Here is a 17,119-nt window from a genome sequence, read left to right as displayed (position 1 = left end):
GAAAATGATTGAATCGAGACGCAAGAAAAAAACGAGTATGAAGTGGGCCATCGCCATTCCAGTCGTCCTTGTTTTGATTTCATCCATTCTGGTTTTTAATGGACGGGTGCTGTCAAACCTCTGGGGTGTAAGCCGGGATGTCGAGTTCAATGGCCAGGTGTGGAATATGGTTTCAGAGCCATTTAATAAAAATTGGATGACGAATAGTGATACCATCACATTTACAGTCGATCTTACCGATGATTTTGAAAACGCATCATTGGCTCCCCCAGCGGAGAGGCCGTTTAATGTACTCGCCGCCCATGAGGGGAACCCGGTCGAAGGCATTACATACCAGGAAGTCGGCGGCGACCAATTTGCCGGCAAGTATACGGTGAACGTCCCCTTCAGTAAAGACGGCCGTTTAGACCTTCAGGTGGCAATGCTTGAAAACGAGGCATGGGCTACAAAAGCAAGTACCAATCCATTCAGCATTATAAGAGACGCTACAACTCCGGAAGTGGCGCTGTCGGGCATTTCTGACGGAGAGCTTTCAACCTCTGGCGTTACCGTCGATGTAGAGGTAATTGAAAAGCATTTTGCCAGCAATACAGTAACAGTTACAGCGACAAGGAATGGCAAAAACTATACCGATTTGCCAGCCTGGAAAAATACTGATGAAAACTCAAAGAATTCTTATTCGTTCACACAGGAGGGCGAGTACACCCTTACTGTGAATGCCAAGGATGCAGTAGGCAATGCAAGCGCGGAGAAAAAGGTTTCTTTTTCAATCCGAACAAAAGGACCTGTATTAACCGTTGCGAATAATGGACATCAGCTTTCAGGAGAAGAAGTAACAAATGCCAAACAACTGGACTTCAAAGTGAACAGCGGAATTACGCTTGGTGCAGCCACAATGACCATTTATAAGGATGGGAAAGAAGTAGCTGTACAAGACATGGCAGTCTCTCAGTGGGAAGCAAACCTAAGTTACCCGGTCTCCAGCGATGGAGAATACGAATTCCGCATCTGGGTCAAGGAAAGCCACAAAAATGGCAAGGAATACAACTTGACTCCATTCAAGATTGTTGTCGACCAGACTGCGCCAGCACTTGCAATTGATGGAGTAAATAACGATGAAACATATGAATCGGATCAGGAAGTAAAAATAAAGGTGGAAGATCCAAATTACAGATCAGCAGAATTCAATGTAACGAAGACAGACATTACTGGAAAGGAAACAACAATTCCTGTAACGGTAAAGGATGGCCATGCAAAATATACAACCGCGGGTGAGGGCAAATATAAAGTAACATTGGCAGCTGAGGACAATGCCGGAAATAAAGCACAGTCCCAGACAATCACTTTTAAAATCGATAAAGAAAAACCAGTCCTTTCACTCTCAGAGGATGTAAATGGAAAGTACTTTAAGGAAGACAAGGAACTGACTATTGCTGTTCACGATATTACTCTGGACCTTGCCAAGACAATCCTTGATGTAAAAAAGGGAACGGAACCATACAATATCGGCACGCTTCTGCCTAACCTGTTTAAGGCGGAATTAAAGCACAATTTTACTGAAGAGGGAACATATGAAATCAATTTGAGTTCAACGGATGGCAAAGATCGTTCAAGTACAATTGAACCCGTCAAATTTACGATTGATAAAACTGCACCTGTGATTACGGGCGAGGTAGTCGAGAAAGAAGAGGACTCCGGGAAAATAAAAGAAGTTATAGTTAATATAACGGATGCGAATATTGACTGGGAGAATACTAGTTTAACAGTAACGAAAAACGGAACAAAACATACAGAAATTACAGGTGAGGAAGTATCAAAAACTCATCAATTCAAGGAAGATGGCATCTACAGCATCGAACTCGCTTCTGTAGATAAAGCGGGCAATAAAACGGTGCACAGCCCGATTACTTTTACCATCGATAATACGCTGCCTGATTTGAAAATTGATGGAGTGACAGACGGAGAGTATTATCAAAAGCTGGAAAATCTCGAACTATCGATAGAAGATCTCACATTTCTGCTAAATAAGACAACGATCGAAGTACTGAAGGATGGCCAGCCTTATGATCTTGGTAAGGGTAAATGGGAGGAGTTACGATCCAATAGCGGACTATTGAAGGCGTTCCGAAAGCTGAACTTCTATGAAGACGGAAATTATGAGATCAGCCTGAAAACGACAGATCTGTTTGGAAATGAAAACAAGCTTGGTCCTGTCAAATTCACGATTGATAAAACAGCGCCAGAACTGTTAATCAAAAATATAGCCAATGGGGCTGAGGTGCAAGAGGCTCTCGATGTGACGGCCATCCAGACAGACAAAAACATCAACTGGGAAAAAACTTACCTTAACGTTACAAAAAACGGACTTGAATACCTTCATGAGAGTGGCCAGAAAGTTTCTGAGCCGAATGACTTCACTGAAGATGGTATTTATGAAATCCAGATGGAAGCCACTGATAAAGCAGGAAACAGAACAGTTTTGGAGCCAATCAAATTTACAGTCGACAATACAGAACCGGAATTGAAGATTTCTGGAGTAGAAGATGGAAAGCATTATCAGAAGCTTGATAACCTGGAACTATCAATAGAAGATTTAACATTCCTATTGAACAAGACAGAGATTGAAGTGCTCAAGGATGGCGAACCGTTCAATGTAGGTGAAGGCAAATGGGATGAATCCCCTTTAAAAGGTGGATATAAAAAGGCGATTCGCAAGCTGAGCTTTACTGAAGATGGAGATTATGAAATCAGTTTGATCAATTCAGACCGGGTCGGAAATAGAAACAAGATTGGCCCTGTCAAATTTACAATCGATAGTACCAATCCGGTAATCGACATTAGCGGTATTGACGAAGGTGCTTTTGTCCAGAAGGGTAAAAAAGTCACTATTAAAGTCAAAGAGCACAATTATGAACAGAATGACGTGAAAATTGCAGTCTCCAGAAAAGAAGAAATCGAAGGACCGGAAAAGCAGTATAACATTGGTGAATGGAAAAATACTGCTGAGGAATCTCAATTGAGCTATACCTTCGATGAGGACGGCGATTATGAGATTGTTGTAGAAGCTAAAGACAAAGCGGAGAACGATGGAGCAACAAAGAAGCTTTCATTTACCGTCGACAATAAGAAACCAGTGATAAAGATTTCTGGGCCAAAGGAAGATGCCTATTACAATAAAGGCACGGACGTGAAAATTGCGGTGGAAGAACGCAACTATAAGAACAATAAGGTAGATATTTCGGTGACACGAATGGTTGAAGTGGACGGAGAAAAAGTCGACTTCAAGATTGGTGAATGGAAAAACGTCGATCAGATTTCAGATTTAAGCCATGAATTCAACCAGGATGGCGAATACGAGATGATCGTGAACGCCAGGGACGCTGCAGGAAATCAAGGGGACACTGAAAGCATCCATTTCACCGTCGATAAAATCGCCCCTAAACTAAGCATCAATGGTGTCGAGGATAACAACAATTACCGTACAGACAAACCGGTACATGTGAAGATTGCCGACAGGAACATTGATCTTTCAAGAACAGAATTGAAGGTCAGGAAAAACGGCAAGGCATACAGCATAGGCGAGCCAACCTTGACAGGGAAGACAGACGCCGCAAAAAGCTTCACATTCTCTGAAGAGGGCAGCTATACAATTGACCTGAATTCCACCGATAAAGCTGGAAACAAGGAATTACATGACTCAGTTGCATTCATCATCGATAAAACGAATCCGGTCGTCAAAATCGATGGAGTCGAAAATAACTCATTTAATCCTACAGGTAAAAATGTAACGATATCCATTGATGAGCTGAATTTTGAGACGAACAATGTAGAGGTTTCAGCTAGCAAAGATGGCGCAAACTTCAATATTGGCAAGTGGAAAAACAGCGGCAAGCTTTCAAAGCTAGGCTACAATTTTACAAAGGACGGCCTGTACACAATCCTGGCAACAGCTACGGATAAAGCAGGAAATGGCCCGATTGCGAAGAAGATGACGTTCACTGTCGACACGGTGAAGCCGTCAATTGAAATCAACGGTGTTGAAAATAATGCTTATTACAATGTTGATAAACCAGTTAGCATCGCAATCAGGGATGTGAACCTTGATATCAACAAGGTTAGTGTAACAAGGAATGGTGCCGGCTACGGTATTGGCGGCTTCTCTGTTAAAAATGGCGTCGCTTCGATGAGCCACAATTTTAGCAAGGAAGGCGACTATTCGATCCTCGTTGAAGCAACCGATAAGGCAGGCAACAAATTCAGCTCGACGATGAAATTCACGATCGACAAAACGAAACCAGTGATCACGCCGAAATTCAAGGGTGAGAACACTGTCATTAAAAATGGCGAGTACATCAACAGAGTGTTCACGCCAGAGTTCGCGCTTGATGAAGCAGAGGACATGATAGTCACTGCAACGTTGAACAATGGGCCGAACCTTGGCCGAAACATCCCTGTAGCAGCCAGGGAAATGAAATACAGCTATAAGGTGCTGGCACGCGACAAGGCGGGCAATGAATCGACGCTGGAAATCAGCTTCACGCTGGATACAACGAAGCCGAAGCTTGATATCTCAGGCGTGCTCGACGGATTCTTCAACAAGGATATCACGCCAAAAGTGACGTATTCAGACATCCATCTTGACCGAAACAAAACTTCGGTAACTTTAAACGGCAAGGCATTCGAAAACGGCACGAAGCTTGAATACGAGCAGGATTATATTTTAAAAGCGGTTGTAACCGACCTGGCTGACAACGTAACGACTAGGACAATCGTGTTTACGATCGACAAAACGTCCCCTGTCATTAAGTTCAAGGAACCAATCTCGAATAATTACTTCAAGACAGACCTGCTGCCGCAGCTGCTCATCGAGGACATGAGCGCCTATGACATCATCGCAATGATGCTTGACGGAAAGCCGTATGAAGCTGGTGACCCGATCAAGACAGAAGGAAAGCACGTCATGTTCTTCGAGGTAAAAGATAAAGCAGGCAACATCCAGCAGCTCAGCGTCGAGTTCATCATCGACAAAACTGCACCGAAAGTAGTATTCGAAGGGGTGAAAGAAAAAGAGAAATACTATGACCCCGTTGAGGTTTCCATCCGACTCGACAATCCAAATGACACCCTGAAATCCGTGATGATCAACGGAGAGCTTTTCGAAGGAGAAGTCGTGGAGGAAAATGGATACAATGTAATCAAAATTAAGCTGGCAGAGATCAAACCATACGAAATACAAATAATTGCCGATGACCTTGCAGGTAATGAGAAAACAGAAACGATCTCATTCGAAATTGTCAAAAAAGGAGCGCTAGTGAAGTTCGTCGAAAACAAGCCTTTACTAGGTGGTACAGTGGCAGGTGCAATCGGCCTGATTGCCGCTGCAGCAACTGTATTAGTGCGCAGGCGCAAGGTGAGAGTGGAAGAAGAATAATATAAGTTGTAGGAAATTGAGATCCGGGATAGAGCTTTGTGCTCCCGGGTCTTTTTACTGGAAAAAATCCTTTGTTTTTACCAGTTCGCGGAATTCCAGTAGAATTTCGCGGAATTAATATCATTTTTCGCGGAATTATGAATGATATTCGCGGAAATAGTACTGAAAATCGAGGAATAAACCTATTTCAATGCTCAAACTGTAGATCGGAAAGCGATTGACCTGTCCAAACCATTGATATAAGAGTGTGTAAGGTAACAAAAAGAGTTTAATTTCATCAATATTAGGTTTCATCACTCGAAAATTTACACCTAGATTAAGTAATTCAAAATTATGTGACAAATTCAAACAAATTGTTTCAAATTTTTCATCATTCGGTTACTTATTTCCTATCATTGTGATAAAATAAACAATTAGGGTAGAATATGGTTCGCAGATTGCGGCAGCGTCTGTGTAATCTCGGACATCGTGATCTATTTTACATAGATGAGGCTTTTCGTCAGCTGAGATAACGAGGCTTAATCAGCCGCAGCCAGCCATTTGTCAAGGAGGAAAAAGCAAAATGTTTGCAAGGGATATCGGGATTGACCTTGGTACAGCCAATGTGTTGATCCATGTAAAAGGTCGAGGGATTGTCTTGAATGAACCGTCTGTTGTGGCGATTGATAAGAACACGAACAAGGTTTTGGCTGTTGGGGAAGAGGCGCGCAAAATGGTTGGGCGTACACCTGGCAATATCGTAGCGATTCGCCCGTTGAAGGATGGAGTAATCGCAGATTTCGATGTAACCGAGTCAATGCTTAAGCATTTCATCAATAAATTGAATGTAAAAGGCTTCCTGTCCAAGCCGCGCATCTTGATTTGCTGCCCAACGAACATAACTAGCGTTGAGCAAAAGGCAATCAAGGAAGCTGCTGAAAAGAGCGGCGGCAAGAAGATTTATCTTGAAGAAGAGCCAAAGGTTGCGGCAATCGGAGCTGGCATGGACATCTTCCAGCCGAGCGGAAACATGGTTGTTGATATCGGTGGCGGTACAACTGATGTAGCCGTACTATCAATGGGCGACATCGTTACATCTCAATCAATCAAAATGGCGGGCGACAAGTTCGACGCTGAAATTTTAAATTACATTAAACGTGAGTACAAGTTGTTAATCGGTGAGAGAACAGCTGAAAATATCAAGATTCAAATTGGGACTGTCTTCCCGGGCAGCCGTAATGAGGAAATGGATATCCGCGGCCGTGACATGGTATCTGGACTTCCACGCACGATTACTGTTCGATCTGAAGAGATTGAAAAGGCTCTAAGGGAATCAGTTGCTGTTATCGTTCAGGCGGCAAAAACAGTACTGGAAAGAACCCCTCCTGAATTATCCGCTGACATCATTGACCGCGGCGTCATTTTGACTGGTGGCGGGGCATTGCTTCACGGAATCGACCAGCTGATGCAGGAAGAATTGAAGGTGCCTGTATTGATTGCGGATAACCCAATGGATTGTGTTGCAATCGGCACAGGTATTATGCTTGATAATATCGATCGCATCGCAGGTCGTCGCGGAATCATCTAAAATTAAAATCTGGAATTACTTCGGTCTGAAATGCCGTAGGATTCCAGGTTTTTTTGCTTTTTACCCGGTTTTTCTGGCATAAAACCCAAAATCCTACATTTTCCTGCAAATTTTTAATGTTTCTTGCCGATATATTTCTTATAATAGAAAGTAGTGAAAAAATTTCCTGTTGTTCAGGGATTTTTCCAATAAAGGGTGTGGAAATATGTTTAAAGGATTTTATACAGTAGCTTCTGGTATGCTTGCGCAGCAGCGCAGGACTGAAATGCTGACGAATAATATGTCCAATGCCAATACGCCGGGTTATAAGGCGGACCAAGCGGGAATGAGGGCGTTCCCTGAAATGCTGCTACAGCGCTTTGACAAGCAGCAAATTCCGACAGAGAACGGCCTGAATTTGCCGTTCAACAAGGAAATTGGCACAATCAATACAGGTGTTTACATGCAAGAAGCGATTCCGAAATTCATCCAGGGTGATTTACGCGAAACTGGACGAAAGACGGATATGGCATTGCTCGATATAAATATGCCGGAAAATGGATCAGTATTTTTTACTGTGCGCAACACGGATGGCACAGTTCGTTATACAAGGAACGGAAATTTCACGACTGACGCGCAAGGCTATTTGACAACTGGCAGTGGGCATTATGTACTGGATTCAGCAGGCCAGCAAATCCAGCTTTCAAGTGACCGTTTTACAGTCAACGAGGCCGGTGTCCTGACAGGTGAAAATGGCGAGAGTGCAAATCTTGGTGTTGCCTATGCGAACAATCCGCTGCGGATGATAAAAGAAGGCGACGGACTTTTCCGTACAGAAGACGGTGTTGAGCTGCCGACCGCTTTTGGAGCTGAAGGCGTTCAGTTCAGGACACAACAGGGTTTCCTTGAGCAATCCAACGTCGATATCAGCAGAACGATGACCGACATGATGTCAGCCTATCGAGCTTTCGAAGCGAACCAGAAGATTCTCCAGGCTTATGATAAAAGCATGGAAAAGGCTGCGAACGAAATCGGAAGGCTATAGTATTCTGGATCAAATTTTAAAAGGAATCGCGCTCCTTTCCTGGAGGCGTATTGAGGTATAAAATATGAACAGAACAATGATCACTGCGACTAATACATTATCCCAGCTGCAAAAGCAGATGGACATGATCAGCCACAATCTTGCAAACATTGATACAGCTGGATACAAGCGCCGCGAAGCGTCTTTTACTGACCTGCTTGTGCAGGAATATCGTAACCAGCCGAATAATGCCTTGGAACCGCAGAATCGGATGACTCCTTTTAACATCCGCCAGGGTATTGGTGCGAGGCTAGGCCAAGTTCAGCTTACCTTGTCCCAGGGCAGCCTAAAATCAACCGGCCGGACCCTTGATACTGCTTTCACGACAGAAGGCCAATTTTACCGGGTGATGGTCCAGAATGAGGATGGCAGCTCTGCGATGCGTTTGACCCGTAACGGTGCGCTCTATCTTTCACCGCTTTCGGATAATGAAACCATGCTTGTAAATAGCGACGGACATGCTATCCTTGATGAGAACAACCAGCCAATTACTATTACAGGTAATGTGAAAAACTTTAATATCAATGAATCGGGCCTTTTAACAGCTGAAATGTATAATGGGACAAGCCAAGAAGTGAATCTTGGTGTAATATTGATTAATAAACCGCAATTTTTGGAGCAAAAAGGCGGCAACCTGCTTGGATTGCCAGACAACCTGGCTGAGCTTGGTGTTACCGAGGAAGAGGTAATGACTAATCTAGCTGGACCTTTGAGGAATCAAATCGCGATCCAGCAAGGTGTTCTCGAGCAATCAAACGTAGATATGAGTAAAGAAATGACGGATTTAATCAATGTACAGCGGAGCTATCAGTTCCACTCCAAATCGATTACGCTGGCTGATCAAATGCTCGGGCTAGTGAACGGAATCCGTTAAGAGGGGAAGAACAATCAAAATGGCTTTGAACAAGAATAATCAAGAAGCAGTAACGCGTGAAGAAGTGAAAAAGGAAAAGAAAACACGCGAAAAAAAGAAAAGAATCCGGGTTCGCCTTATTCCAATCTGGCTTCGGATTATTATTGTAATCCTTCTGTTAGCCGCAAGCATCGTGCTCGGCGCCATGTTCGGCTATGCTGTAATGGGCAGCGGCAAAGCGAAGGATGTTTTTGAGAAGTCAACTTGGATTCATATATTGGATTTGGTGGAAAAAGAATAAATTTTTTCAAGGAAGGGAGATTTCCCTTCCTTTTTATTTGGTTTTTTTAGTACAATAGTCAGTAAGTATTAGTAGGAGGTACTAAAAATATGATGGACATCACTCAAATCAAAGAAATAATTCCGCATCGCTATCCATTTTTACTCGTTGATAAAATTGTTGAAATTGAAGATGGAAAAAGGGCAGTCGGCATCAAGAATGTTACTGCAAACGAAGAATTCTTCAACGGTCATTTTCCTGATTATCCGGTCATGCCAGGCGTGCTGATTGTGGAAGCATTGGCTCAGGTTGGAGCAGTAGCAGTTTTAAAACTTGAAGAAAATCGCGGCAAGATCGGCTTTTTTGCAGGTATCGACAACTGCCGTTTTAAAAGACAGGTCAAACCAGGCGACCAGCTCAGGCTGGAAGTTGAAATGATCAAGCTGCGCGGCCCGATTGGAAAAGGTAAGGCAGTCGCTACGGTAGATGGCGAGCTGGCTTGTGAAGCGGAGATAACATTTGCGATAAAATAGTTATTTTTGAGAGGACTCAATCCTGAATTGGGTTCTTTTTTTACATAATTAGGAAGAAGTTGCAATTATGGCTGTTGAACGTGCAATTACTCGGGATTATGGTGCAATTAGGGTGGAGAATGGCGCAATTTTCCTTCTATTCTAAGAGAATAATTTTTCCAGTTGGATTATCCGCCTAAATTCTGTTGCAGCTCATGATAAAAATTTCCTTAATTGTTTTTACTTAGAAGATTAAAGAAGTAACTATGGTTCATAATTGGCGCATTTACAGTCCGTCGTCACCAAAATACCTTCCCCATACCGAAAATCGGGTAATTTTTACAAAAAATCATGCAAGTTTTTTTCATTGATGGGCAATATAACAGCAGACCCGTGCAACAGGTCTCAAAAATACCTATTAATGAAAGGGGCTTTTACTCATGAAGAAAAAGCTATTAATGTTAATCGGTGGCTCATTGCTATCGGCTATGTTCCTTGCAGGCTGCGCGAATGACCAGGATCCTCCTCCGGGTGACGATGTGGATATCGAGAATCCAGCGGACGACAATGGTAATGTGGACGATGATGGCATGATGGATGACAACAACGGCGAAAACAACGACATCAACACTGAGAACGATGGTGACATGATGGAGGACAACAATGAGCCAGGCGAAGATGCTGTTGAAGACAATCTTGATATGAACGACGAGGACAATAAAGATCAATAATGAAAAAAGGGCAGGGATGGATTCCTGCCCATTTATTTTGCATATGAAAAAATATTGCCAACTGAATCTCAATCTTTTTCATTTATTTACGCATGGAAAGCCCAACTAGCGCATTTTGTTCATAAAAAAACTCCAGCCAGTCAGCAGGAGTTTCATTAAACTTTCTTAGGCTGCAAAATTTGCGGCCTTGATATGATTTTTTCCTTGAATTCCGTAAGAAGTTCTTCACCTTTGTATCCTTTATCAAGCAGGTACTCCAGCAGTTTTTCCGGATAATCGCTCTTCGGTTTAGTGAGTTTTCCTGTTAAAAGAATGCTGGCATGTGTCTTCAGCTTCTTCACGCAGCAGACTTTTGTAATGAACGCCGCCGGGTCGTTCTCTCGTTTGGTGATGACGACTTGGACGATGATTTCTTTGTCGTTGTCGCACGCATCCTGGAAATAGGGAATGTATTTATGATCAGTAAAAACTTCGACGAGCCACGTGCCTTTTTCATCCTCTTTATTGATAATCAGGCCGTCTTCCATTTCGATATCCACTAAAGCATCATCATCAGCAAGCTGCATTGAAATCAACTTAAACGTCTTCATGTCGACCACCTCCCATAATACTTGTCCAAATTATAACACAGGATGTATTGAAAACGAAAAAAAGCAAGTTTGTCGAAAGAAATTTTTTTGAACTAGCAAAAATCATTTTTAGCTCTACGACATGTGTCAAAATCTCAATTTTTCATAGGCAAATCGTTTATGCGTCGCAGTTTTTACAGTCAAAAGAACGATTTTCGACATTTTACTACAGCGCTAAAAAGGAATATTATCGGGGTATCAAAGAGAAAGGAGATGAAAAGGTGATCAATCAAGTAACGCTAGTAGGCAGGCTGACCAGGGATCCAGATCTCAGGTATACACCGGACGGCAAAGCGGTGTCGAATATAACACTGGCGGTGAACCGGCATTACAAAAATGCCAGCGGTGAAATCGAGGCTGATTTTGTCCACTGCATCCTCTGGGGCAAAACAGCCGAAAACACGTCCAACTATTGTAAAAAGGGCTCAGTCCTCGGAGTGACCGGACGCATTCAGACACGAAACTATGATAACCATGAAGGTAAGCGTGTCTATGTGACTGAAGTTGTGGCCGAGGGAGTAAGATTTTTAAGTACAAAACCGACTGGAACAAGGGAAAATCAGCAGGCATCGCAATCGTCTCGGCAACCAGAAACTGTTCCCCCAGCGCCGCCACAAAGAGAGGAGCTTCCATTTGCATAATCAAACCGATTCAATCGAAAAGCTGCTAGTCAGCCTGATTAAAATGGTTGGAAAAAACAATGAGAAGGTCGACGAACTCACCAAGCGTGTCCGCCAGCTCGAAATCGCCTCCAAAGATCTGCAGATCAACCGCGTCTACTCCTTCATAGCCGAGCCGCCAAGACCAAATTCCAGCAGAAAAGAATATGCAAGGACATAAAAAAAGATGATAAAGAAAAAACACAAATGAATTTCCTCGTTACCACCTCACTACGGTTCTTTTAGAGAGAAATTCAATAACCTGATCTCCAATAAACCCTCAATTTTTGCTGCCGGCTGTGATAGCCGGTTTTTTTGTACATCCTTCCCTTTGCTGGTTGATAGAAAATGAGACCTTCTATATGGTCTTTAAAAATTACAAAAAATTCTTATTTTATAGGTATAAATACTCATTTATAATTTGGGTAGATTCATTAAAATATAGTAGTATAAAATTTGAATAATGGGGGATTGCTTACATTGTCCTTTGTAAAGAAATTGCTGTTGTTGGCGGCTTCATTCCTGATTGCCACAAGTCCATTTGTTGATCATGCATTTGCAGAAGAATCTAGTTCAAAAACACTAGAAAGAGAATCAAAAATAAATCACTTGTTTTCACAGAATTCACAAAGTGGCAATGAACCTACATACCAAATGCAGTTTTATAATGAGCCTGTAGCTGATACAGTGAATTATCAAGACGTAATAGACGCTTACCATATCCATGAATATCGCTTTGGAACAAGTGGAGGGAAATTCACTGTTGAATTCGCAGAAAATGATGATATTGAGTACCTTATATATGATGTGAATTTACAGGAAATAATCGAAGAAGAATCGGAAAATACATTTGATTTGATTCCAGGATACTATGCTTTTGTGATTATGGGATTCAGCGATGTTCCGGTTGAATATGAATACAATTTAAACGGTCCCTTTTCGTTAGTTCCTGATAATACCCTTCCAGAGTTAGAGGTAACCAATTGGAAGAGCAATGAATTTCGATTGCCTAAAGGATCTTCCCCCGTTTATCCGGTAGAAGGTTATTTTAAAGGTTACACACTGGAATTATCGGTGAATAGTGAAAGATTTTTTATTTCCAATGGAGGTAAATTCCTTTGGGAAAATGTAGTGTTTGGAAAAGGATTCAACGAAGTCACTTTTGAAGCGTACAATATTAACGGGAACTCTGTTACGGAATTCTACTATATTACTCTCCCGGGAGTTTCTAGAATATACGGGCAGGACCGTTATCGGGTTTCCAGCGGAGTATATAGCAGTTTGGAATATTGGGAGTATGGAAGCAACACTGTCATAATTTCAAGAGGGGATATGTATCCAGATGCCTTATCAGGAGGCCCACTCGCTACACTTGAGACGGCTCCTATATTGTTGACACCAACAAATAAACTGTCTGACAGAGTAGTTATGACCCTTGAACACTACCAGCCTGAAAAAGCTATAATCTTGGGAGGCACAGTTTCGGTATCTCCTGAGGTTGAAAGGCAACTCAAAAGATTAGGCATTAATGATATTGAGCGAATTGGAGGAAAGGACCGCTATGCAGTATCAGCAAGTATTGCTGAAAGGGTCTCTGAATACACGGGATCAGATACTGCTATCATTGCTAGTGGTGAGGCTTTTCCAGATGCTCTCTCTGCTTCTTCGATTGCAGGTCCAATGGGCATGCCGATCCTGCTGGTACAGCCCGGAAAAGTCCCAGACTCAATTCAAACATTTATAAACAACCATCCTGAAATCACGAATTTCATTATTGTTGGTGGACCGGTTGCAGTTAAAGAAAATGTTGCAACTCAATTAAAGCAGTTACGAAGTGGAGCGGTAATCAAACGGATAAATGGAAAGGATCGCTATGAGGTTTCCATAAACGTCGCTAAATTCGGAATGGAAAACTATGGAATGGATCTAAGTACAATTACATTTGTAAGGGGAGACTTATTCCCTGACGCTTTATCAGGAGCACCGCTTGCTAATTATTTCGGCTCCCCTATCATATTGACAACGACCGATAAACTAGAAAGCAAAGTATATAATTTCCTTTCTAGCAATAAAGGGAAAACTGAACATATGTATATCATAGGAGACGTTCTTTCTGTTTCCCCTTATGTTGAACAGCAGCTTAATACATTTATACGTTAAAGTTCTAGCTCTTCCTTAGGAAATGGTTTACTGCAAAATACCAGAACGGTTATTAATATCAAAAAAAGCAGAGCATTTGCTCTGCTTTTTGCTATTGTTTATGACAAAAATACCAACTCATGCAGTTCATCAGTCGACAGCTCGGTGATCCAGCTGTCGCTCTGGATGATCTGGTCGTTCAGCGACTGTTTCTTTTCGAGCATCGCGTCGATTTTTTCCTCGAGCGTTCCGGTGCTGATCAGCTTGTGCACATGCACGAAGCGGCTTTGGCCGATGCGGTATGCGCGGTCGGTCGCCTGGTTCTCGACGGCTGGATTCCACCAGCGGTCGTAGTGGACAACATGGTTGGCCGCAGTCAGGTTGAGTCCTGTACCACCGGCCTTCAGCGACAGCAGGAATACAGGGAACTCACGGTTCTGGAATTTCGTAATCAGTTCATCACGCTTCGTCTTCGGCAGGCTGCCGTTCAGGAACGGAACATCGATGCCAAATTTCTTTTTCAAAGCAGACTGGATCATCTCTCCCATGCCAATATACTGGGTAAAAATGATGCAGCTTTCTTCCTGTTCGAGAACCACGCTCACCAGCTCGATCATTTTCTCCATTTTCGCAGAGCGGTCAATCAACTTCTTCGGATCTTCCTCTTTCAAATATAAAGCAGGGTGGTTGCACAGCTGCTTCAGTCTGCTCAACAGCTGCAAAATCAGACCCTTGCGCTCGAAGCTCGATAATGTTTCGATCTGCGCGAAGGTATCCTTGACGAGCTGCTCATACAATGAAGCCTGCTCTGCAGTCAGCGGGCAGTATTCCTTCTGCTCGACCTTATCAGGCAGATTCAGCGCCACATCTTCATCCTTCTTCGTCCGTCTCAGCAGGAATGGTTTGATCAGCGACTGAAGCTGGGTGATTTTTTCCTTCTTGTCTTCTTTTTCAATCGGCAGGATGAACTGCTTCTGGAACTGTCCGGCGCTGCCAAGATAACCGCGATTCGTGAAATCAAAAATCGACCACAGCTCAGACAGTCGGTTTTCCATCGGCGTTCCGGTCAGGGCGATATGATGCTTGCCCTTCAGCTTCCTTACTGCACGCGATTGCTTCGTATCAGCGTTCTTGATATTTTGCGCCTCATCAATCGCAACGCTGCTCCATTCAATACTTTCAAGCTCATCGAAGTCCAAGTGCGTCAGACCATAAGACGTCAGCACGATATTCGAACTCATGGCTTCTTCTGTAAAAAGTGTACCCTTCAGTCGGTTCGGCCCATAATGCAGATGAACTCGCAAACCCGGAGCAAAACGCTCGATTTCTTTCTGCCAGTTGCCAAGCACGGAAGTAGGACAGATGATCAACGCCGGATGGTCGTCTTTTTCCTGTTCTTTTACGGACAATATATAAGAAATCAGCTGAATCGTTTTCCCAAGCCCCATGTCATCGGCTAGCAAAGCGCCAAATCCATATTTCCGCAAAAACAGCAGCCAGTTCATGCCGAGCTTTTGATACGGGCGCAGCTCACCATGCAAGCCGGCAGGGACCGGCAAATCGGGGATTTCCTTCGTTTCCGAAAGCTGCTTCATCATCTGCTTCCAGTGGCGGTTCAGCTCGATCTGGATTTTTGCAAACGCACGCGGATCATCCAGGCCTTCGCCGTCTTCTTCCTCATCAGACAGCTCCTGCTGCAGCAAATCGCGGATGTGGAGGCCTTCCTTATCCGCTTTTTTCATCATTTCCTGGATCTGGCGGATGAAGCCATGGTCGAGCTTGATCCAGCGGCCCTTCAGATACACAAGGCGGCGCTTCTCATTCACCAGCCGCTGGAAATCATCCTCGCTCAGGTCAACACCGTTCATGGAAAAACGCCAGTCGTAATCAAGCATCGCATTCAAGCCGACAAACGAACGGCGATACCCAGTCTGGCCTTTCAGGCGCGCCTTCACCTTGAGGTTCGCGTTCTTGATTGCTTCCCACCACGAAGGGAGGAGAATCTCAATGCCGAGCGCGATCAGTGTTTCGCTCGCCTCGGTTAAAAACATCCACGCTTCATCCTCGGTCAAGCTAGACTTCAGGCGGCCGTCTTTCTCAATCCATGGAAAAATCGCAGCGAGTCGCTTTTCTTCATCCTCAATCTTATCGCTGAAAAAGTCCCAGCCAGCAGGATAGCTTTCATAGTCTCGAGCTTCAATCAGCATAGGTTCTTCTTTTCCACGCAAAAATAACCCAAGCTTCCAGTCACCGAGATCATCGATTGGCTCTTCGAGTCGCATCCCGATGGAAAACGGTGCCGAATTTTCTTTCAGGCCAATCCATTCAAGCCAGCGGTCTTCATCAAAGTAAGCGGCCAGCTGCGAAGCCGAAAGCTGCTTATTCCGAAGGACATCAAGCTTATCGCCGAGCAGATACTTCATCGTCTCATTTTCATGGAAGTAAGACTCCAGGGCATGATGGAACAGGTCGGCCACAAATTCCCTTACGGCTAGCTTCTCATCATTTACACTAAGAGCTTCCTCCCAAAAAGGCTCATGGAATTCATCAAGCACACTCTCAGGTAGCTTCCAGCGGAAATCCTCACCATCAAGCTGAGTAAAATCTGGATGCCACTCCTTTGCGAGGATGGCATCATAAATCGCGTGAGCCGTAGACAGGCAGATATCGCCAAGGTCATCCCATTCCCACTCAACAAGCCGGTTGAAGCTCTCCTCGCCAAACAGGGTAACGAGCTGCCAGGCACTTAACGTCACACCCTCAGCAGAGCCCCATTTATCAACGTCCAGCATCGTCCCATAATAACTCTCTCTATGGCGGAAAAAGAGCAGCTTCTTCCATTCAGAGGGCTTAAGGTCAAAACCATCAAAATTCTCCGCACTCAAAAAATAACGACCGCCCGCAACCGGCATCACATCTATATGAATCTGCTTAATCTCAAGCATCAAAAGCACCTCCTTATGGGAGCAGAGGGACGTACCTTACGCTTCCTTCGTTTCGCTAAACTAAAGGAGCAAAAGGAACGTCCCCATGCTTCCGTCATTCCACCTCAATAAGCTTGCTCCGTGTACACTCTTCGTGAAAAGCGCGCAGTCGCTTCGTCCTCACAAGCAGTTTTCCAAAAAACTCTTCCCATTCAGGGACAAGCTTCATTTTTTTATAAACTGTACGCAGTTTTTTCAGCAACCGTGCGGCCTGCTTGTAGCTGCTGCGGTTTTTCATCTCAATTAAATCGCCGATCATCTGGTGGTACAG

At 43.7% G+C, this 17,119-nt stretch carries 12 protein-coding genes and 1 pseudogene; 10 read left to right on the top strand and 3 right to left on the bottom strand.

Annotated elements, in window-relative coordinates; translation table 11 throughout:
- Positions 1-4 precede the first annotated feature (4 nt).
- From TY49_RS03740 to TY49_RS03710, 7 genes are all read left to right on the top strand, one after another.
- Positions 5-5,431 carry an Ig-like domain-containing protein gene (locus TY49_RS03740; protein ID WP_041964567.1) on the top strand — a complete coding sequence of 1,809 codons (5,427 nt, stop codon included), beginning with the start codon at positions 5-7 and terminating at the stop codon, positions 5,429-5,431.
- A 562-nt stretch (positions 5,432-5,993) separates the two neighbouring features.
- A complete protein-coding gene (locus tag TY49_RS03735) occupies positions 5,994-6,998 on the top strand; it encodes a rod shape-determining protein (protein ID WP_041964566.1) in 1,005 nt (334 codons plus the stop codon).
- Between the two features lie 205 nt (positions 6,999-7,203).
- Positions 7,204-8,022 (top strand): flagellar hook-basal body protein, encoded by an 819-nt coding sequence (locus tag TY49_RS03730; protein ID WP_041964565.1) that lies wholly within the window; start codon positions 7,204-7,206, stop codon positions 8,020-8,022.
- Positions 8,023-8,086: 64 nt separating this feature from the next.
- Positions 8,087-8,935, top strand: coding sequence for a flagellar hook-basal body protein (locus TY49_RS03725; RefSeq protein ID WP_041964564.1), 849 nt, complete (start codon positions 8,087-8,089; stop codon positions 8,933-8,935).
- A 19-nt stretch (positions 8,936-8,954) separates the two neighbouring features.
- Positions 8,955-9,215, top strand: a complete 261-nt coding sequence (locus TY49_RS03720; RefSeq protein ID WP_041964563.1) for a DNA-directed RNA polymerase subunit beta — start codon at positions 8,955-8,957, stop codon at positions 9,213-9,215.
- 89 nt (positions 9,216-9,304) lie between these two features.
- Positions 9,305-9,727 carry a 3-hydroxyacyl-ACP dehydratase FabZ gene (gene fabZ, locus TY49_RS03715; protein WP_041964562.1) on the top strand — a complete coding sequence of 141 codons (423 nt, stop codon included), beginning with the start codon at positions 9,305-9,307 and terminating at the stop codon, positions 9,725-9,727.
- A gap of 419 nt (positions 9,728-10,146) precedes the next feature.
- Positions 10,147-10,437 carry a hypothetical protein gene (locus TY49_RS03710; protein ID WP_041964561.1) on the top strand — a complete coding sequence of 97 codons (291 nt, stop codon included), beginning with the start codon at positions 10,147-10,149 and terminating at the stop codon, positions 10,435-10,437.
- A gap of 155 nt (positions 10,438-10,592) precedes the next feature.
- Here the strand turns inward: TY49_RS03710 and TY49_RS03705 are convergent, their stop codons facing one another.
- Positions 10,593-11,027 carry a YwpF-like family protein gene (locus TY49_RS03705; RefSeq protein WP_041964560.1) on the bottom strand — a complete coding sequence of 145 codons (435 nt, stop codon included), beginning with the start codon at positions 11,025-11,027 and terminating at the stop codon, positions 10,593-10,595.
- 260 nt (positions 11,028-11,287) lie between these two features.
- On the opposite strand from TY49_RS03705, the gene ssb reads away from it, so the two are divergent.
- The 3 genes from ssb (at position 11,288) to TY49_RS03690 (ending at position 13,885) form a co-directional block, all read left to right on the top strand.
- The gene (gene ssb, locus TY49_RS03700) at positions 11,288-11,707 is read left to right on the top strand and encodes a single-stranded DNA-binding protein (protein ID WP_041964668.1); all 420 of its coding nucleotides are present in this window, start codon (positions 11,288-11,290) and stop codon (positions 11,705-11,707) included.
- Positions 11,700-11,906: a hypothetical protein gene (locus tag TY49_RS03695; RefSeq protein WP_041964559.1), complete on the top strand. Its 207-nt coding sequence runs from the start codon at positions 11,700-11,702 to the stop codon at positions 11,904-11,906. Before ssb ends, TY49_RS03695 begins: the two co-directional genes overlap by 8 nt.
- 299 nt (positions 11,907-12,205) lie before the next feature.
- On the top strand, positions 12,206-13,885 hold the full coding sequence (locus TY49_RS03690) for a cell wall-binding repeat-containing protein (protein ID WP_041964558.1): 1,680 nt from the start codon (positions 12,206-12,208) through the stop codon (positions 13,883-13,885).
- Positions 13,886-13,983: 98 nt separating this feature from the next.
- On the opposite strand, the gene TY49_RS03685 is transcribed toward TY49_RS03690, so the two are convergent.
- A complete protein-coding gene (locus TY49_RS03685) occupies positions 13,984-16,809 on the bottom strand; it encodes a DEAD/DEAH box helicase (protein ID WP_041964557.1) in 2,826 nt (941 codons plus the stop codon).
- A 94-nt stretch (positions 16,810-16,903) separates the two neighbouring features.
- Positions 16,904-17,119, bottom strand: a pseudogene (locus TY49_RS24885) (SWIM zinc finger family protein); the annotation flags it as partial.

This window comes from Mesobacillus selenatarsenatis SF-1 (assembly GCF_000813125.1).
Taxonomy (GTDB): Bacteria; Bacillota; Bacilli; order Bacillales; family Cytobacillaceae; genus Mesobacillus; species Mesobacillus selenatarsenatis.
The sequence above is the reverse complement of the archived record's forward strand: the minus strand, read 5'-3'. Positions and strand labels throughout refer to the sequence as shown.